This is a genomic window from Enterococcus sp. JNUCC 77, from assembly GCF_054819945.1.
This window is the reverse complement of sequence record NZ_JBTHIG010000004.1, coordinates 1-19,363: the sequence shown is the minus strand read 5'-3', so window position 1 is coordinate 19,363 and position 19,363 is coordinate 1. Positions and strand designations below refer to the sequence as shown.

General features: G+C 33.7%; 18 protein-coding genes. 1 reads left to right on the top strand and 17 read right to left on the bottom strand.

All coding sequences use genetic code 11. From position 1 onward, the window contains the following. Positions 1 to 12: 12 nt before the first annotated feature. The 16 genes from ACVWNY_RS18635 to ACVWNY_RS18560 form a co-directional block, all read right to left on the bottom strand. Complete coding sequence (locus tag ACVWNY_RS18635; RefSeq protein WP_454072525.1) at positions 13 to 426, bottom strand: hypothetical protein; 414 nt, start codon at positions 424 to 426, stop codon at positions 13 to 15. Between the two features lie 403 nt (positions 427 to 829). Continuing rightward, positions 830 to 1,750, bottom strand: coding sequence for a hypothetical protein (locus ACVWNY_RS18630; RefSeq protein ID WP_454072524.1), 921 nt, complete (start codon positions 1,748 to 1,750; stop codon positions 830 to 832). Positions 1,751 to 1,759: 9 nt separating this feature from the next. Then, a complete protein-coding gene (locus tag ACVWNY_RS18625) occupies positions 1,760 to 2,038 on the bottom strand; it encodes a thioredoxin domain-containing protein (protein WP_461211767.1) in 279 nt (92 codons plus the stop codon). A 42-nt stretch (positions 2,039 to 2,080) separates the two neighbouring features. Further along, on the bottom strand, positions 2,081 to 2,446 hold the full coding sequence (locus ACVWNY_RS18620; protein WP_461211766.1) for a hypothetical protein: 366 nt from the start codon (positions 2,444 to 2,446) through the stop codon (positions 2,081 to 2,083). 16 nt (positions 2,447 to 2,462) lie between these two features. Further along, on the bottom strand, positions 2,463 to 3,071 hold the full coding sequence (locus ACVWNY_RS18615; RefSeq protein ID WP_454072521.1) for a hypothetical protein: 609 nt from the start codon (positions 3,069 to 3,071) through the stop codon (positions 2,463 to 2,465). Continuing rightward, on the bottom strand, positions 3,071 to 4,675 hold the full coding sequence (locus ACVWNY_RS18610; protein ID WP_454072520.1) for an NlpC/P60 family protein: 1,605 nt from the start codon (positions 4,673 to 4,675) through the stop codon (positions 3,071 to 3,073). Before ACVWNY_RS18610 ends, ACVWNY_RS18615 begins: the two co-directional genes overlap by 1 nt. A 63-nt stretch (positions 4,676 to 4,738) precedes the next feature. Then, positions 4,739 to 7,300, bottom strand: a complete 2,562-nt coding sequence (locus ACVWNY_RS18605; protein WP_454072519.1) for a TraC-like domain-containing protein — start codon at positions 7,298 to 7,300, stop codon at positions 4,739 to 4,741. A 39-nt stretch (positions 7,301 to 7,339) separates the two neighbouring features. Continuing rightward, on the bottom strand, positions 7,340 to 7,696 hold the full coding sequence (locus ACVWNY_RS18600; protein ID WP_454072518.1) for a hypothetical protein: 357 nt from the start codon (positions 7,694 to 7,696) through the stop codon (positions 7,340 to 7,342). 18 nt (positions 7,697 to 7,714) lie between these two features. After that, entirely contained in the window at positions 7,715 to 7,933 is a 219-nt protein-coding gene (locus ACVWNY_RS18595; RefSeq protein ID WP_454072517.1) for a hypothetical protein, read from the bottom strand. Positions 7,934 to 7,950: 17 nt separating this feature from the next. After that, positions 7,951 to 9,768: an AAA family ATPase gene (locus ACVWNY_RS18590; protein WP_454072516.1), complete on the bottom strand. Its 1,818-nt coding sequence runs from the start codon at positions 9,766 to 9,768 to the stop codon at positions 7,951 to 7,953. 13 nt (positions 9,769 to 9,781) lie between these two features. Continuing rightward, on the bottom strand, positions 9,782 to 10,078 hold the full coding sequence (locus ACVWNY_RS18585) for a hypothetical protein (RefSeq protein WP_454072515.1): 297 nt from the start codon (positions 10,076 to 10,078) through the stop codon (positions 9,782 to 9,784). After that, complete coding sequence (locus ACVWNY_RS18580; RefSeq protein ID WP_454072514.1) at positions 10,075 to 11,211, bottom strand: hypothetical protein; 1,137 nt, start codon at positions 11,209 to 11,211, stop codon at positions 10,075 to 10,077. The genes ACVWNY_RS18585 and ACVWNY_RS18580 overlap by 4 nt, the downstream gene beginning before the upstream one ends. A 17-nt stretch (positions 11,212 to 11,228) precedes the next feature. After that, positions 11,229 to 12,638 carry a hypothetical protein gene (locus tag ACVWNY_RS18575; RefSeq protein WP_454072513.1) on the bottom strand — a complete coding sequence of 470 codons (1,410 nt, stop codon included), beginning with the start codon at positions 12,636 to 12,638 and terminating at the stop codon, positions 11,229 to 11,231. A 16-nt stretch (positions 12,639 to 12,654) separates the two neighbouring features. After that, positions 12,655 to 12,933: a DUF5592 family protein gene (locus ACVWNY_RS18570; protein ID WP_454072512.1), complete on the bottom strand. Its 279-nt coding sequence runs from the start codon at positions 12,931 to 12,933 to the stop codon at positions 12,655 to 12,657. Positions 12,934 to 12,949: 16 nt separating this feature from the next. Further along, on the bottom strand, positions 12,950 to 14,965 hold the full coding sequence (locus tag ACVWNY_RS18565) for a pLS20_p028 family conjugation system transmembrane protein (protein WP_454072511.1): 2,016 nt from the start codon (positions 14,963 to 14,965) through the stop codon (positions 12,950 to 12,952). Positions 14,966 to 15,011: 46 nt separating this feature from the next. Next, complete coding sequence (locus ACVWNY_RS18560; RefSeq protein ID WP_461211765.1) at positions 15,012 to 18,017, bottom strand: VirD4-like conjugal transfer protein, CD1115 family; 3,006 nt, start codon at positions 18,015 to 18,017, stop codon at positions 15,012 to 15,014. A 64-nt stretch (positions 18,018 to 18,081) separates the two neighbouring features. Here ACVWNY_RS18560 and ACVWNY_RS18555 point away from each other — a divergent pair, with 64 nt between their 5' ends. Continuing rightward, the gene (locus ACVWNY_RS18555) at positions 18,082 to 18,591 is read left to right on the top strand and encodes a hypothetical protein (protein ID WP_454072509.1); all 510 of its coding nucleotides are present in this window, start codon (positions 18,082 to 18,084) and stop codon (positions 18,589 to 18,591) included. Between the two features lie 469 nt (positions 18,592 to 19,060). Here ACVWNY_RS18555 and ACVWNY_RS18550 read toward each other — a convergent pair. Further along, positions 19,061 to 19,363 (bottom strand): hypothetical protein (locus ACVWNY_RS18550; protein WP_454072508.1); only part of this gene is annotated, 303 nt, incomplete at its 5' end.

The following is a 19,363-nucleotide window of genomic DNA, read 5'->3' as shown; positions in this document are numbered from 1 at the left end:
TTACACCTCTCCTTAATCTAAATCATTTGCTACTTTCAAACTTAATAAAAATTCATCTAATTGAGCTAAGGTTTCTTTTAGATAATACAATTGTGTGGCACTTTCATTCTCAATAATATCTTGAATTTTTTTTGTTAAATTAGTCTCATTACTAGTAAAACTTTCGTCGATAATATCTATTAAAATATTGGGATACGAACTTGAGGATTGATTTCTTTTTCTAGTAGCTATTTCTTTTCTGATTGATTTTGGAAGTTTGTTAGTGGTAATTCTAATTTGTTCCGGCACATACTCTTCTTCTTCCAATAATTCTTTTACCAAATTTGGTATCTGATTGTTGATCTCCGCAGTTATTTTTCTTTGAATATCTTCGTTGAATAAATATTTTTGATTCCTCTTATATATGTTTATTTTGTCTTCGGCCAATGAATTTTCCTCCTAGATAGATTGTTGTGTAATGCAAGAGCATAAGGAAAACTAGTCAAAAATAGCTATGAGCTATGTTTGACCCTAGCAGTGCTAGGGTTTTCTAATAGTCACAGACTAAAATTCACAAACTTTTAAAAATAGCTTTCTTAATGGGCTTTAACCTTGTTATTAAAGCATTTGTTTATACAATTGCATTGAAAAACTAATTGAATATACTCCATTGTATTTTCAATGGAGACTCGAAACGGCAAAAAACAATAATAGCAAGAGTTACAGCGTTTTGTTTCCATTGTGTTTCCATTGAAAATTTGTTAAATCACATTGTGTTTCCATTAGAAAAAGACGACATTTCAGTTGAATTCACAAGCAAAAATTGAATAAAAAAAAAAGAAAAAGTAGATTATTTTTCTGCTTTTTCCTTTTCAATATCGTAAGTGAATCGTAACTTTGTTATTGTCGATTTTATTTTTTCAGTATCAGAAATATTATCTTCATACGACTTAATTTTCTTTTCCTTATGTTTAATAGCATCTTTTGCTTCCTGCACTTGGGTTTCTAAATCTTCGATTTGTGAATCAATTTGAGTAACTGTTCGTTCCTCTTTTTCATTCATAGGCAACTCTTTTGTTTGTTGATAGTCAGAAATTTTTTCATGTAGTTCAGTAATTTTCTTCTGTTTATTTTCAATTTCTTTCTTCTTCACAGCAATTAATGACGATTCAAACTGTTCTGATAGAGAAATTAAGTCCTTCGTTTCATTTTTTGAAGAGACAAAATTTTGTTCTTTTCTAAATGATTCTTCATTATTAACGTAGAAAAAGGGTGCTTGATCTCTATTATAAGAATCAGTTTGATCAAAATCATTTAACACTAAACTCAGTTTTATTGTTTTAAAATCCTTTGGCACGTTTTGTACCTCTACAATGAATCCATTGGAAACTGTAGAATAGCTCACTGTATTTAGTAGTTGCCCTTGAATAATTTTTGCGCGATAAGTAACTGGGTAGCTATCTCTTTGTTGAATGTTTTCAGTGGTACGTCTATCTTCAAAAGAAAGATACAGTTTGTTGCTGTCTTCTGAATAGTTCACCTCTCTTAAATACATTGAGACATTACTAGTCACATCAAACTTTTGATTTAATTTATATTGAGGGTAATAGAAAATATTTTTTTCATTGATTTTGTAACTGCCATAAAAAAATAGGAAACCAAGGAATACATAAATCAAAAAGAAAAAATACTTAAATTGACTCCTACCTTTTAGATTTGAAGATATTTTATTTGCTACTTGGCTTAGTTTCTTTTCTTTATCTTGATACATAGATACCTCCTAATCTGAGTTAGTAACAACTGTTGGTACTTCTTTTAAGTTATATAGTGCAATGTATTGTCTATTTTCCTTATTGTTTAAATTGACAAATACGCTATCTCTTTTGAAGAAATTAACGAATATTTTTTTCGGCATTACTTTTTGACAGTCAGGACAATCATCTTTGTAAAAGACAATTGTTTTGGCTTGATTGAGTTCATCAGAACTTAAATAATGCCTACTTTTTTCAATACTAGAGACAGATTGAATGCCTGCTGTCACTACAAAGAGTAATGACAACAGACTTAAAACGAAAATATTTTTTTTATTTAGTTTAATCTTTTATACACCTACCCTTAAAAGAAACGCAGCTAACATTGCAGCAAAAACTTTCGAATAAAGTATCCCGAAAATAAGTAATAAAATACTGTTGATCACAGCAACAACTAATTTATGGTAATCGTTTAACTCGTCTGATCGAGAACAAGACTTAGAATACAAAGGTAACGTTACAAGAATAAAGCCCCCCGCAACAATTTGTAGAACTAATTGATCTTGAGAAACAAATGCCATAGCACCTTTAGTTAGGATACCCAGTTCGTTTCGCATGTTAAACAGTACCAGATTGTATCTACATAGTTGAACTATATAACCTAATGTTATTGTCACTAAAAGAGCTTCTACAATAACGTATCCATTTCTACTCAAAGTTGAATCTCCTTTTTTATAGTTTTACATTTCCTAGACTAGTAATTTCTACAAACTGATTTCGAGTTGTATCAAACACAACACGATAGATATATGAGTCACTAAGATTTTCACTGTCTGCAATGCTAATCGTATTTTTTATAACTACTAATGCTTTTAAATTGCTATCATCTGACGACATTAAGTAGCATTCAGGATTACTATCCAATGTTGAAACAGTCGTTACAGAATAAGCAATCGTGTCAGCGTCTTTTGGAAATAAAGCTTCTAAAGCTCCTTCACTTGTAATAGCACTTGCTTCATTTTTCCGACTAGCCACACTTTGTTTCTCATCGCTGGTGTCGTAATTGTAGACTGCTGAAAACAATTTTTTTGAAGCAGAAAGGAGTTGCTCGTTCGCTGTACCATTTTTTTCTGCATACAGTCGGTCATATTGTTCCGACAATTCACTGACTCTATTCGTTGCTTCAGTATTTTTGTCTTTCAAATTTTTCACCTCAACTTGATACTTTTCAGTAGTAACAGATAGCTTTTTTTGTTGGTTATAGAGTGAAACAGATAACCAAATAATCGCTCCTATTAACAAAATACCGACTAATTGGACTGTAGATAATTTTTTCAACATTACTTCCCTCCTTGAATAAACTCAACTTCTTTAACGGTTGCGCTGTTAATTACCCGCCATGAGCGTGTACCTGATCCAGGACTCACAACATTGGTTTCACTAATTAAAATACTACCGTCTTCATTGACGTATTCCACAACCGCAATGTGACCATACGGTGGTGTAGAACCTGCAAGCCCACCATAGAAACTAGCTGCCCAACCAACTTCAGGCTTCCCTTTAATGACGGTATAGCCTCTTGCTCGTGCTGAAGCACCCCAAGAACCACCATTTCCTCCGTCTCCAGAAAACCACTCAATCGGACGACCAATTTGTGCCATGCGGTTAAAAGCGCCCCATGTACACTGTCCCATTGGATAATTATTTCCTGCATAATTTTTATTATCAGGAGTAGGCAATGTTAATTTTCCTTCATACTCATCTGGCACTGAAAGTGTCGGTGCTGAATTTTCACCTACAACTTGACCGCTGGTATTTGTTTCGCTTACTTCGCAAGCGTCGTCTTTACTAGAAGAATCATCTGAACCTAGTCCCTCAAATGTACCAAACCAATAATCCCCTCTTAGAGGGACTTTTTGACAAACTTCTCCAGGTTGTGGTTCTTCAATCATCTGATTGTCTCCTACATAAATTGCTACATGGGAAGATCGACCAGGCTCACCCCAAAAAACTAAATCTCCTCGTTGAACGTCTTCTTTTGACACTCGTGTAGCAGCTGATGATTGCGTTTCAGAAGTAGCAGGAATTTCAATGCCGACTTTCTTATAAACAAGCATAGTTAAACCAGAACAATCCATACCGCTATCCCAATTTCGACCACCCCATACATAAGGAATACCCAAACGACTTTCGGCAAGTTCGACAATTTCAGCTCGTTTTGAAGAATCCATGCTTTCTGATTCACTATCTGAATTACTAGGAATACTTCCGCTTGCTGAACCTGCACCGTCATAAGGTGCTGTTCCATGTTGCGCAATCGCTTCTTGATCTAGCCACTGAAATTTAGTCCCTAAATTTTGATAGGCATTTTGTAATTTAACCAGGTATGTAGGATCAGTCGCCCAACCACCTTTGTATATGGCAGTTAAAGTCCCTATGCCATCCGTATTATTAATGGCACCAGTATAAAGCGTCTGGTGTGCCATAAATTCCGCTTTACCTACAATGCCAGCGTTATAGTCTTTAAACCATGTATAGGCACCGCCTGTATTATCACCAACGTTTGTTCCTGGTTTAGTTCCTGTAATATCTACAGCGTCGTCTCCAAAGGTGGATAATGTGATAGGGAAGTTTGACTTACTAGAAGTCTTTACGCCCCCCATATTATGAGCCTGCCATAAGGAAGTTCCTGAAGGATTGGTAAAATTAAATCCATTCTCTACCATTGTTTGCGCAATAGAAGCCGATGGTAAAAAACCACCGGCTTTCCAAGAAAGGATATAAGCTTCTTTATGAGATTGAACAAAAGCCTCTACTGAAGTAGGAACAGCAGAATCATCGACATTAGACACAGAGCCAGACTCACTAACAGGTGAACAATCATTGGCATTTGTAGCCATAAATATAGCCATCAACATACTGATAACCATCATGACTACAATCATAAGACTTGTAATAGCGATACCTATTAAGACGAGCTTATTCTTGAATATCTTTTTTAACAAAGGCTATTCACCACCATCAAATCGTATCAACTCTTCATTTGAAGCCATGACACGAAGTTGAATATTTTGATCGCCATTAATGTTAAACAGGCATTCCGTTTTAGCTAAACGCGGTAAAATATTTAGTTCCTCTATAGTAAGGGAGTTTTTCAATGTTTTACTCAATGTGTCAATGGCACTACTGTCTGTTTGAAAAAATACACGATATTGTAATAGACCAAATATCTTTCTTAATGCTTCTAAATACTTAGGATTACTTGCCTCTAATTCTGTCGGTAAAATGGTTTGAATAGAAGGTAAATTAATAACTATTCCTGCATAATACTTCCGCATTTCCTCCATGATTGTTGAGATAACTATAGCTGATTGAGGATAATCAGATTTTAAGAAATTCTGACCTTCGTCCATTACCAATAAATATCTTTCAAAGTCGTCTGGAGTGATCATGTGGCTTCTCAATAATTGCCGTTGTTTTTTCCCATTGTTAACGGCATGAGCATTCACAAGAAATAGCACGTTAAATAATTGAGCATTAAAGGTATTTTGTGACGCTGCTTTTAAACTACTAAAATCAAAATTTACGAATTTAATTTGTTCAAAGTTTTCAATGCTTGTGTATTGATTAAAGATACTTCCTTCTTGCGTCAACATCAGATTATAAGTAGAAATAATGCTCGTCAGTTGGTCAATACGAGTGGAGGTATAGCCTTCAGCAATAAACGTACGCATTTTAGATTTTAAATAAATGATCCATTCTTCTAACAATGGATATTGAGTTGTTGGTAATCCTGTTACCTTAATCTCCTCTTTATGCCTCTGAGGATTTTTAAACCACATACCTTGGTCTTCAATATAAAAGTCAGTCAGTAGTTCTGCATGTAAGGTTAGTGTTTCAGGAGTCACACCATTTTGTTTCAGTTGAAAAATACTATCAAGTTTATTGATATGGGAGTTAAAAGAGGCAATTTCATCAATTTCTACTCCGTCAGCTAAGGTTGTTGTTGGAAAGATTTCAAAAATATTAATTGCACCTTGGGAACCATCCATATTGATAATTTTTCCATTATGATACTCAGTCAATAAGTTATATTCATCATTGACACTAAATACCCTGGTAAAATTTTCTCGACAAGCATTATCATCAGTCACTTTTTTTGAAAAGGTACTTTTACCCATACCGGCATTTCCTGAGACAAGCATTGTGCTTCTTGTTCTACGGTCATTTCTATGATTAATATCAAGAAGAAAAGCACCGTTAGTCGCAGTAACACCCATAATGCTTCCTGTTGGGTCTTGTAAAGCCATATGATTAAACAAGTATCCTCCTGCTAAATCATCTGAAGCAATATGTTGGCCATGCCGTTTATTCGCTAATTTACTTTGTTCTGACATTGGTAAAAACAAAGATTGAAACTCATATAGCTGTTCTCCCAGCAGAAAATTCGTTGCTTTGAATCCTCTACCATTTAAGTCTTGTTTGATTTTACGATTAGTAATCTCCAATTCCTCTTGAGAATTTTCATGGACATAAATACGCAATTTAAACATTTTGGCAATGACACGATTTACAATCACTTCATTCATTAACTTATCTTGCGTTTGATAATTAAATATTGCTTCTTTTTGTTCAATAGGAGAAGCTTTAGGATTCACTCGTGAAATTTGTTCTCCAGTGGAACGTTTTAACAAGTTTAATACTTTATTTTTGTCGGCTGTACTGATATCTAGCATACTAATCGTGTTTTTATTAGACACCAGGGGAATAAACCAGAATGCTTGTAAATCACTTGTAGGATAGTCATAGAAGGTTAAACAATTCTGACAACTACCCCCTATTTCTACATAAGAGTTATTAAACTTCATATTCCCTTGCGGTTGCGTGCGCTTGATAAATGGCAAATCATAGCCAGCTTCTTCTAATAAACGTTGTTCCTTTTTAGATAGTTTGTCGATATCATATTTTTTATCACGATCTTTTTTGGATATATTGAAAATATTAGAATTTTGGTTATTTAGAAAATAGAATAAATCTTCGATTTTTTCTTCACTAAATGGGGCAATATCCAGACAACTACGTGTCGTATTCCTTAAAACTTCTTGATTGTAATAAATTTCTTCCTCAGTCTCGCCAAATATGGCAATTGTATATTCCTGAGTGGAGCGATTCTTTGAAAATTTCTTTAACTGATCGGCTTTTTGAAATTGTAGTTGTTTTGATTGAGGATTATTACTTTTTAATGCTTTTTTCTGCCAATACTGCTCCTGAAGGTACGTTTCTAAAGGATACTGGGAAATGATTACCTTCAAGTCCCCAACATATTTTTTTAAGAAGGATTCAAACCCTTCCAGTAGCTTCTCTGTCTGTCCACGAGTTAACATTTTCAAACCTTTCCCTCTTACGTTGTACCAGGAAGAATAAAACCCCTCATGTTCGACAATATTGGTGCCATCAATGATTCTTTTATAGGATAAATAGGACAAAGTTTTATTCTTTTTTGCAACTGAAATGACTTTATCTGGATTGATCACTTTTTCTTTTTTTGTAAATAGTGCGATTGTCAGCACCTCCCTTGAATTAAAAAAAGAAGACTAAAAAGTCTTCTTTTACTCTGACGCTTTTGATTGGACGTAATCTCGGATAGATACTGACATAACTAGAATTACAATGCCAATAATCCCACCAATCAGTAATTTTTTACCATGTTGCTGTAAAGCTCCCCCCAGCATAATTCCGATACCTGCTAACACAAAACAAAGGACAGCAATACCTAAGCCAATATTTTTTACCGTATTAGTGATTTCAGTAACCGTTTGAATTGTGCCACTTTCAAAGTCAGCAACCCTTAGAATGCCCAAACCAACTCTTCCAAATTTATTTTCTGATAAGATTTCTTTAGCAAAACCAATCTCACTGATTCTAGCAAAACCCCAATTAGTAACATTATTTACGATATTATTCATTCTCAATTCTCCCTTATTTTAAATTTCGATTCCTTGTTTTTTCAGATAATTCTTAACGATACCTTCACTTGCTTCTTGAAGAATGATGGCGTCAACTTGCTTTCTTATGGAAGATTTAGCGTCAAATACACGCCCTAAGTTCTTTTCTATCGTTTGTTTCTCCCAATCCTTATAATTTTGATTCTTTTCAGCTAAAGCTTTTTCAAGAATTTTTTTTGTATCAATTTCTAATTTCATGATCTCTCTCCAATCTTTTATGTGGTATAACTCACTCTTATCCTGACTTCTTCATTACCGTATCGGTCATTCAGAGAAGGTGGTATGCCTTTGGTCGTTAATAGAACTTCCGCTATTTTTCTCTCGTTGATTCGATTTTTCAGCAACAATTCCGCCAAAGGAAATTGAATATACCTAGTAATCGCTCTTTCAATCGGTCTAGCACCATTTTCTTTATCAAAACCAACACGAATAAGAAACGGAATAATTTTATCCTGGTCAATCGTCAATTTAATGTGTTCTTTTTCCACTTTTTCCTTCAGTGGTTGTAGTTGCAATTGGATAATGTCTTCAATAGATTCATTGTCTAAGATATTGAAGACTAATTTCTGATCGATTCGATTTAATAATTCCGGCTTAAATACTGTTCTTAACTCATTTTCAATTTTTTTATTGAAAATTCGCTCTCTACTCTCTTGCTCAGCACTAAAATTTAAACGACCTCTTGTACTGTCTATAGAGGAGTAATCCATTTGATCGATAATGAATTTAGCGCCTAAATTAGTTGTAAAGATAATAATGCAATGATTAAACCGAACTTCCCTTCCGAATCGATCCGTCAGCCGACCTTCGTCTAAAATTTGCAGAAAAGTATTGTAGACGTCTTCTAACTTCGCCTTTTCAATTTCATCAAACAACAAAATACAATAAGGATTCTCTCTAATACGCTTAATTAATATACCGTCTGACTCACTAGAGCCTATTAATTTCTTCAAAGCAGTATTAGGATCACTGAATTCACTCATATCAAAACGAAACATTCCTTTTTCTGATTCTGGAAATAGATAGTCCTTTAATGCTTTAGCTAATTCAGTTTTACCGACCCCCGTAGTACCTAGAAACATAAAGCTTGCGACAGGTTTGTTGGACTTACCTAAACCCATTTTAGACTGCGTAATCTTATCGCTGACGTCCCTTAAAATATTGTCTTGTCCTTTGATACGTTTCTTTAAGTAATCGTATAAATGGAGCAAACGCTGTATACTCTCCTGGCTATCTAAGTTATCGACGGTAATATTTGTGCGCTGCTTAATGGCCATCTGAATGCTCTCTTCAGATAAATCTCTATGTCCCTTGAAATTGCTGATACTACAAGCTTCATCTAGTACATCAAGGGCTTTGTCAGGAAATTGATTATTATGAATAAACCGCTCTGCATACAGACAGCAAATTCCTAATAACTCTTTTGCGATATTAATATTATAATGTTCTTCATATAGCCTACTCACTTGAGATAACACATCGATTGTCTCCAGTATCGTTAGCTCTCTTACATTTATCTTGTTAAACCTTCTTGTTAAAGCACGATCTTTTACCAAATAAAGATAATATTCTTCAATGGTGGTAGCACCAATTACTTTAATCTCTCCTCTGGAGAGTGCAGGTTTCAAGGCGTTTGACAAATCCAAACCACCTGACTGATCAGTGGTATTCACAATAGTATGAATTTCATCTATGAATAAAATGCCGTTCACTTCGTTAAGCTCTTTCATTATTTCTTTCAATAAGAATTCTGGAGAACTTTCTTTTGACATAAGAGAACTAACCTCCAATGAAAAGACTAGGATATCTTCTAATTGTTTAGGAACTTGGCCATTGATTATCCTTTGAACGACTCCTTCCACTACTGCTGTCTTTCCGACACCAGCTTCACCAATCAGTAAAGGATTGCTTTTTTTTCGTAGTTGCAAGTATTCCAGGACCATTTCAATTTCATTGTCTCTACAAAATACTTCGATCGGCTGATTTTTTAATTTGTCATTCAAACAAATGGCATATTTTTCAAGATATTTCAATGAATCACCTGCCTTAATAGTCCTCATAGTAATCTTCTTCTAATTCAGGCTGATCTTCTTCTATTTCTTTAACACCAGAATCAACATCAGCGTATGGATCAATCAAATGTTCATATTGAACATTCCTGTAAGGCGACTTCTTTTCACATGTAGCTACAAAAGCTTCAAAATTGATTTTTTTGTCCCATATTAATTCTGGAACTTCAATTTTTTTTGTTGTGTTGTATTCAGTAAGAGGTATTTTCCCCAATACTTCTTGATTGATTTTCTTTAATTCTTTTTCTAGTGAATCTAAACTTTCTGTAGTCAATTAGAGCCACCTTCTTTTCTGTCATCAATCAAAACATTCACTTGAGTAGCAGACACAGCTTCTGAAATGATTCTATTACCAGAATTAAAATCAATGGTAATAGGTGAATATTTAATTTTGTATACTATTTCTACTTGTGAGAATATGGATTGTTGATTCATGATTAAACCTTCTAAACCATGACCTTCTCCCATTGAATAAAATAGTTGATTTTTATTGATTTCCTGAATTTCAATGAAATGTATCCATTCTTCATCAGGTTTGATCGTACAAAATGCTTGTGATTCTTCAAAATCGTATATTGGAACTATTTCATTTTTTAAAGTACTGAATATTTTTTCTATATTTTTTTCTTTAAAAGCATCTTTCTTAATTTTCCTAATGAGAAGATTAAAAAATCCTTTTAACACTAAATAGCTGAGCAAAATAAATAAAAATGTAGACACCAATTTGGTGTCTACAAATGTTAAAAATTGTTTGATTGAAGAAAACTGAAGCAATATAAATAGGGCAATGATTTGTTGAGAAGCATTGGTTAATTTACAATTCCATTTTCTCCTTACTACAAATACACCAATCATTCCCAGTAATAAAATGGTAAATCCAACCATACCAACACTTTGTAGTATTAAAAGATAGTCACTTTCATTTCCCAGATTAATTTTCCCATCTGTATAAAAGATAAGAACCATCCATCCTATTAAGGAATAGAACAAACCACAAAGAAAAGTCTTTAGAATGTATTTACTGATACTTTCTAAGATAAAAAATAAATTGGTGATTTGAATAAACCAAAATTTCTTACTACAACGTAAAAATTTGATTTTATCTTTCAAATATTGCTTTTTTGTTAATCTAATCTTCAAACGAATTAGATAACCCTCTTTAAAAACATACTTTTTCCTAATAGTAGCAACCAATACATACAAGGTTATTACTGAAATCAAAGTAGAAAGTACAATCAAAGAATTAGTAACCCAGGTTATCGATACGGATAAATGAATCCAGTAAACGAGAAATAAAATAAATGAAGAAATAAAGATAGTAACTACTATATCAAAGCATTTCTCCTCAATTAAATACTTACTTTTGTCTTTTTCCGAAACTTCTCTATAGGGTATACTTTCTTTCATATTGTGTTGCCCCCCTTCTATCCTTCAAAAATCGTGCTACTTCCAGGAGCGCCTTCAGAAGCAGGTGCCAAAGCTTGAGTATCTGTTCCAGGAGTTACTACCGGAACTTCTGGCGTAGTTACAGGTTCAGGAGTTGGAAAATTACTAAACTCATTTACGGCTTCGTTGACAGCTGTATTCTGAGTCACGGCTTGCTCATTAACTGTATTTGCAGTCTCTTTTGCAGTATCAACAGCCGCTTGGCTATTTGTAGAATCAATCGTATTCAATTGATCTCCCACTGCCAGGTTAGTTGCATTTAAATTATTTGTTGCTTCATTGGCTTGTGTTACTTCTCCTTGAACAGCATTGGCAACAGCTGAATTTTTTTCAGCGTTATTTACCGCTTTGTTGGTGTTGCTATTCGCTTCAGAAACACCTTGCTGTGCATTTTGATAACCAGTTTGTGTTTCCGCTAAATGATTAAGCGTATTTTCAGCTTTAATTACATTTTTGTTCATAGTATCAGTCGTTTCACTAGCCTGTTGTTGCGCATCCTTCAATTCATTTACTTTGTTACTTAAACGGTCATAGGTGGACTGATATAAGTCTTTATTTGTATCTAAAATCGTGCCGTCTTCCTCAATCAAAGCTTTTAACTCAGAGGAAATACTTTGATATTCCGCAACTAGACTTTCAACTGTTTCCCACTGTTCCTCAGCCAAATCACCTTTTTCCTGAGTTGTGGTGTCGATTGACTGCAAATTATTCAACTCCGATTGAATTTCAGCTAATTGTTCATTCAATTGATTGGCTTTATCAGTGACAGTCTTCAACTCTTCTTTTGATTTTGCAATCAATTCATCAACACTTGGTGTTGGTTCAGGTTCAGGCTTAGGATTCGGTTTTGGATCAGGAATCGGATCAGGATTTGGCTTAGGGTCTGGAATCGGGTTCGGCTTTGGATCAGGAACAGGTTCTGGGTTTGGTATGGGTTTCTCATTACCTTTATCATCTGTTTCAGGTTTTTTACCTTCCTCTTTTTTATTCAATTTATCTTGAATTGAGTTTGCAATTTTACCTGTCGAATCAGATATAGAATCCGCCATTTTCTGAGTTTTCTTCAATGTTGAATTATCTTTATCTAAAATTTTATCCAAAGAAATTTTATCGTTTAATGTATCTAGTGTTTTCAATGGGCTATCGGTACTTTCTTTTTCATCTTCACCTTTTGACGTATCTTTTTGCGCTTTCTTGACTCTATCAATAGCAGACGACTTCTTATTTGTCTTGGGGGCTTCAACACTACTTTGTGTAGTTGTTGTTTTAGGTGGCGTTAGAATACTGGCTGAATACAAGCCACCCCCAATTAAAGCAACAGCTGCTACTGCAAATATAATGGCCTTTTTTTGATGTTTTTGTTTCTCGTTGTTTGATTGGTTATCCATGGTTTAATCCCCTTTTCTATATTGAATAAATGTGTCGTTGTACGTAGCTATTCATTAAAATTAAAATCAGTTGGTAATTTCGCTTATTTGGATTGTTGAATGGCCGACTGATTAAAAACACACAAATTGACAGCAGAAACACGACAAACGCAATGTGCAACGGTACTGAAAAATAAAAATACCGTCGATACAGCATGTAAATCGCTAAAACAAAAAAAGCCACCGCGACATCTTGAACGTAAATGAACGCGACAACTCTAATATCTGATCTTAAATTTTTTACCACACCATACATAGGCTATCCTCCATTCTTAATACTCTTTCGGCTCTTCATTCAATGGTTTCCCTTTGGTTTGTCCCTCATCATCTAGGGCTTGGTTACGAATCATAGCGTCTCCCATAATATTTTTCATACCTTTAGAACTTCTATGAGAAGAATGGTTTATTCTGCTCCTAGTAGTTTTTTTCTGAGTAGGAGTGTCGCCTTCTGTATTCTCTTGATCAAGATTTTCAGACTGATTCTCTTCTCCCGAAAGGTTATCATTATTGCTATTATGAAGATTTTTACGATAAATACCGTCAGGTTCCATATTTTCTTCTTCACCTAAATTCGGATTCTCGATATTATCGTCTTTATTTGAATCATCAAGATTTTTATTGTCGGATTCATTATCGTTTTCATCTTCAGGTGATAGATTCGGATTATCCAAATTGTCTACTCCTTCACCTTGATCTTCATCAGAAGTTAAGTTTGGATTATCTAAGTTATTAATGTCTTTAGATAATTCATCATCAGCGTTTAGATTTGGATTGTCTAGATTATCTCCGTCTCCTTCAGTATTAAGATTTGGGTTATCTAAGTTGTTGTCTGCCTTATCTCCCTCATCTTCTACATTATTATGATCTTCATTGTGATTATTATCTGTTTGATTATTCTCTTCATTTTTGTTATTAGTATTGTCGTTATCATTCTCGTTTAAGTTAGGATTATCTGAGTTATTATTGTTGGTGTTATTAGAAGATCCATCCTCTTGTGATTTACCCCCTAATAATTTTTGTCCCAACTCTCCCACATTACCAGCCAGAGATCTAACAAGATTGACACCTGCCGCTACGCCTATACCAGCACCTAAAGCTTCACTCTTCATATTGGTAGAAATACCAAAGATTCGTTCAACGACACCTACACCAGACACAACAGCCAAGAAGATACCTATTTGAAAGAACGTATACGTTAGATTCTTTAAATTCTGACTGCCTCCTGTACTACTGAGATAAACATTTACTGCTTGTGAGATAATCAAAAAGATTCTTAAATTAGCGCATAATAAGATCATGACAATAAAGGAATTAATGATTGTCTGAAAAGTTGCTTTTATCTTGCTACCGTCATGAATATCTGAAAAGGCAATAACAGGTACAAACTGTTGTATAATAACCATTTCTGTAGCGAGTTTTACGAGTTTTAAAAATGTAAAAGCAAACAAACAAATTAGTAGAATTTGTTGGAGTAATAACGGAATATAAAATACTTTATACCGCATCCAACCATTTTCTAATCCTTTTAAAAGATAGGCTTTAGGTATTTTGTGATACTCGGTAAATTCCTCATTATCTCCAGTGACATCTTCACTGCCTTCGTATTGGAATAATTTGTCTTTTTCCTCACTTCCTACCGAAAAATTCAGAAAGTTATCATACCATTTATTATCATTAGGTATGAGCTCTCCAAAATTTAATTGACTCACTTTTTTATCTGTTAAAGTGATATGTTCTGGTGAATCATCCCAATCAGGAAATCCTTTTGACTGAAGCCATAAGAAATCATGTATATTGGCTTTTAAAGGTTGTAAAGACATCTTATCCTGGGCGCTAGCTATCGCTTCGCTATTAGAAGAAGGAGCTGCTTGAATTTGTCGGTTTGCATCCCCCACTATGGTTCCAACGGAACTTGTCAGTGCCGGTATTAAACCAAAGATAACTACAGTTAGAACAACGTTTCTTATAACATTTTTTATGTCTACTTTATAACCTAAGACTGCCATATAACCAAAATACAAAATGGAGCCTAATAAACAAACGCCACCGATTACTAGGAAAACCTTGTGTAAGCCACTGAATAACCCACTATCCCCCATAAATCCGAAGACTAGGAATATCTTATTAAAGATTTCCTCTAACGCTGACGATACACTGTAGAGTCCCTTTACTACCAATCCTAATAATGTGAAGAAAAAGCCGATAATTGGATTGGTAATCCAAGTGTAGTCCCGATAATTATTTAACAAATGTAAGATATCAGGATTATTCATATCAAGAATTAACATCTTTTCCCTCCCTTACAAAAAAAGCGTCTCTATGAATAGAGACTGCTTACTGTTCATGTATTTTTTCATTTAAATGTTCCCTTGCTTTCTTGAGTTCCTCCTGCTCGTATTTTTTTAGTCCGTCAATAAATTGATCTAGTGAATTTTCTTCAGAAAAAACAGCTTTAATACTATCTGTATCATTTAAAATAGTGATGGCTTCTTTCATTTCTACATAGGTCATATCCTCACCTTCATATTCTTTATCCTTTTCGTTACTCAATAAGGCTGCTAAATCATCAATTTCTTTTTTCCAAAACCTATAAAAGTTAACAAACACATCTTTGTTTTGCTCTTCTTGGATATCCGTTTGATCATTTTTCTTCCAAACATTTATTTTTACTTTATTTTTCCTAAGTTCGATACTCATATGTTCGCTTATTGAGGAATTGAATTCTGTGTTTGTCCGTTCAAACGTTTTATTTGGCCCTTTTAAAAAAATGTAACTACTAGGTAAGCTATTGCTTAAAGTATCAAAAATTGGGTGTTTTTTCGCTCTCCGTTGCTTTTTATCAAACTGCTTATTGGCACGCAATATGACGGCTTCCCCTTCAACTAAACCCATTAGTTGCGTAGTTGTTAATAAAGACTGCCCTAATAGACTTTGTTGACTATTATTTACTGTTGCGTTGTGCGTCTTATTATCAGGCGTAACCAGTCGCTCGTCATTTGACGTAGAGAGTCCTTTAATTGTTCTAGTACCAAGTTTTCCAGAAATCTTTTTAGCAGTTGTATCAGAAGGAGACAATAGATAAACCGTATTAGAACAACTATTTTGAATGGCTTCAGCTGTTTCCTCCCCATAAGTTTTCACATACTGCAAAACTTCCTGTACAGCAAATGTAAAAAGAATATTTTTTCCTAATGCAACAGTGGCTTTATTATCCATATCGGGTATTGCTGGTAGGTTTCCAAACTCGTCTAATAGCATTTGAACCCTCGTATGGGTCTTTCCTTCAGGAACCTTAAAACATAAATCAGCCATTTCCGTATATGCTTGGTTAATGATAAACGATAGAATCTGATTATAAGATTTGTCGTAGTCTGGACTAATTAAAAATAAAGCAACTGGTTTGATAGAATCTTTTATTTCAATTTCTAAATCTGATTGACCTAGTAATGATTTCACTACCACATCTTTTACTTCTTTTTGACCAGTAATCGAATTGGTTTTCGGTACGCCATTGGATTGAATAAAGTTTACTTTAAATGAAAAAGTTTCTCTATTTTCTTCCGCAGACAATTGTTCACTACTTATAATAATTTTCCCTTCCTCTGGTAGATTATGCTCATAAGGTACTCTCGCATAGCCTGTTTTATCTGTTTCCACCAATAAGGTTTCTAATAACTCCCCTTCTTTAGAAATGAACTTCACGATAAATTTTCCAAAATACTTTGACCGGTCTTTCATTTGCATAGAAAACATACGAGGAAATGCAATGCTACTTAAATCAATATCATTTCTTGACGTCATTAAAGCAACGTCTTTTTGTAAGTAGATTTTTAATTTAGTAGCTGTTGAACTGAATATGTTCCCTTGTGAATTTTCAGAAGCAAACTTAGAAGCCCCATAATTTATAAAAGCTAATTCTCTTAATTCCTCTAAAAAGGATTTATCATAATCAGATAAATAGGAGTATTCATCTAAATTTTCACCACGCATTTTTTCAAAGGCTAGATTTAGTTCATGAGTTGTCTTGTTCGTCCCTTTAATCTGGACGTCTGACCCACCCAAACTATTTAAAATATCAACAGCATTGTACAAAGTTAATTTTTCTAATTCTTCGCGACTATCTGGCGTAACCCGAATAATCTCAAAAGCCATTAGAAGAATAATGCTACTCAGTAAAGATTGAGGTGATTCAATGAAAAATCGATCACCATGAAAGTTGGCTTCCTCGTAAATACTAAATGCCAAAGAGTAGATATCCTTTTGTGCTTTATCCAAATTTCTTCTAAATAAAAAGTCTTGTGTACGATATAGAGGATTGTAAGAAGCACTTTTTTCAAGACGCATGACATTTACGAAATGTACATCATAACCTCTATCCTTCAATGTTTCAGCCGTATAATCTGCTAATTCACGTTTCATATCATGAATAATTAAACTAGACTGAAGCAATGCCCTAGAAAATAAGTCGATTTCAGGTATGATATATTTTTCACCTTTACCAGCTCTTGTCATACCAATTATGCTTGTTGAGGAATTTGTATCGTCAATTAAGTACCAACCTTTACATTCCTTACGATATTTTATAGCTAACCAACGCTCTTCGAAGGTAACTGGTGTCAGAACACCTCTACAGAAAGCTACTTGATACCAAGGTAAATGCGTGATAATGGTACCACCGTATCCTTTAAATGAATAAGTAGAATCTGGTACTACTTTGTAGTCATTCAGTAACTCATTAATGGTGGCAAATCTATCTGTCCCTAATTGTCGCTTATTAATTTCTTGTTTTCCAAAAACTACTTTGTTCCTGATAAAGAACCGCCAAGCACCAATAATAATCATAAGAAAATACATTGATCCAAAGATAGCCCCTAACGATTCGAAATTTTTCGTACCGAAACTTAGAATCTCTTTCCATTGATTTAGTACGTAAGTGATATCCAGTAATTGGTACCAATGAAATTTCTGATCAAAGAGTAAATTACTTACAGAACTTTCTAAATGATTCAATGTACTTAACGAAATACTTCCGAAAAATTTCAAAACATTCACAAAAATAGTTTTTAACAAAATACCTAGCGATAAAAGAAAAAACGTATAAATTAACGAAAGGAGAGTAATCTTCCACCATCGTTTATCTACACGTTTTCGATCTGAATTTCCGAAGTCATTTTCAAATCTATCTTTAAAATTCTGATAATCCGTCCTATGATTCAGGTAATAAAATCCATGTAATACCTGTCGCAAGACATAAAAAAGAGGACTGAGTAGGAAAGAAAATACATTTCTTACAGAAATTACTGTAAATTTCCTCAATCTTACAGCACTTTGTTGTATCACAAAATCACCTCCTTCTGAAAATCATGATAAAATAAGAAAAAATAAATGAAAGGTGGCTTAGCTTATGCCAAATTTAATTACTTCAGCAATACCTACAGACAATGCTGCGAAACAATTTCTTAGTGATCATCCAGAACTACATAACCACACTGCTATAACTCCTTTGACTGCTCAAAAATTATACGAGAAAAACATTATTACTAATAACCGGAATTTTCTTTGTCCAACTAAAGATTGTATTGCCCCAATAACATGCCGATCTATCAGCAAAAATAGTTTAAACAGCCCCACTTTTGTAAATCAAAGTATCGCAATTAATAAACATATTGAGTCTTGTAAGTATCATCCCAATAGCCCTGAAGAGTTAGATAAAGCTTCTACCTCTTCACGATTTAAACATATGAAAACCGGTAAAATAATTTCTGACCTTTCAATTTCACATGGATTTGAACCAAAAAATAGTTCTTCCACAACTTCTACAAATAAAGTTGAAGAATCTAATGATTCTAGTACTTCTAAAAAAGGAGGACGAACACTTAAAAATAGAAAAAAAGGTCAGTTAATTCCCATCTGAAAACCCTTCAAGACCATGTAGAAGCCTACAAATTTGATAAAGATTTTCCTCTAAATAAACAAAATCCAGATAGAACTATTCCTATAAAGGATATGTTTAGACATATATCAAAAAATATTTTTGCTGAAGAGTTACAAAATCAAAATTATCCCTACATTTACTATGGTAATGCCTTTTTAAATGAAACAAAAAATATACATGTACTGAGATTGTCCTTTAAGAGTCATCGTTATTATCCTCAAGATGATCAAACAAAGTATTATCCTTCTTTGCTCGTTTCTAAAGAATTTATAGAAACTGAATTTACAGAGATTTATGACGCCTTTATTAACAAAAACGAAACAACGTATAGAGTCTATACTACTCTTCCTTTATTATGGATTCAAAATGCAGATAATGATTTGTGGTACTTAAACTTTTCTTCTTTAAAATCTGCGGAAAAAGTTGATCCGTTTAGCACTGAACTATATCATAATATATTCATTTCTTGATAATCGATTAATATTTCCGCCGAATTATAGGCTTGTTTTTCAAATTCTGATGCTATTTTCAACTCTAGTGTTGTTGTATTTAAGTATTTCATTGAAAAAATTTTTCTAGTATCAAATTGTAGTAAATCAGCAATTAAAAAGGAATGATAATCCGAATAGTCTATACCGTCTATATTTTTTCCATCTTCTTCAGGTTGTAATATATCGATAGCTTGGTATATTAGTTTTTGATTTTCTTCATCTTTCTTTGGTTTGTAATACTCTCCAGATACAATTTGCAT

Excerpts from the sequence above, each read along its gene's own strand:
- ACVWNY_RS18610 (WP_454072520.1), bottom strand. The coding sequence starts at position 4,675 with ATGATTGTAGTCATGATGGTTATCAGTATGTTGATGGCTATATTTATG.
- ACVWNY_RS18575 (WP_454072513.1), bottom strand. The coding sequence starts at position 12,638 with ATGGATAACCAATCAAACAACGAGAAACAAAAACATCAAAAAAAGGCC.
- ACVWNY_RS18615 (WP_454072521.1), bottom strand. The coding sequence starts at position 3,071 with ATGTTGAAAAAATTATCTACAGTCCAATTAGTCGGTATTTTGTTAATA.
- ACVWNY_RS18555 (WP_454072509.1), top strand. The coding sequence starts at position 18,082 with ATGCCAAATTTAATTACTTCAGCAATACCTACAGACAATGCTGCGAAA.
- ACVWNY_RS18595 (WP_454072517.1), bottom strand. The coding sequence starts at position 7,933 with ATGAAATTAGAAATTGATACAAAAAAAATTCTTGAAAAAGCTTTAGCT.
- ACVWNY_RS18630 (WP_454072524.1), bottom strand. The coding sequence starts at position 1,750 with ATGTATCAAGATAAAGAAAAGAAACTAAGCCAAGTAGCAAATAAAATA.
- ACVWNY_RS18565 (WP_454072511.1), bottom strand. The coding sequence starts at position 14,965 with ATGTTAATTCTTGATATGAATAATCCTGATATCTTACATTTGTTAAAT.
- ACVWNY_RS18570 (WP_454072512.1), bottom strand. The coding sequence starts at position 12,933 with ATGTATGGTGTGGTAAAAAATTTAAGATCAGATATTAGAGTTGTCGCG.
- ACVWNY_RS18600 (WP_454072518.1), bottom strand. The coding sequence starts at position 7,696 with ATGAATAATATCGTAAATAATGTTACTAATTGGGGTTTTGCTAGAATC.
- ACVWNY_RS18580 (WP_454072514.1), bottom strand. The coding sequence starts at position 11,211 with ATGAAAGAAAGTATACCCTATAGAGAAGTTTCGGAAAAAGACAAAAGT.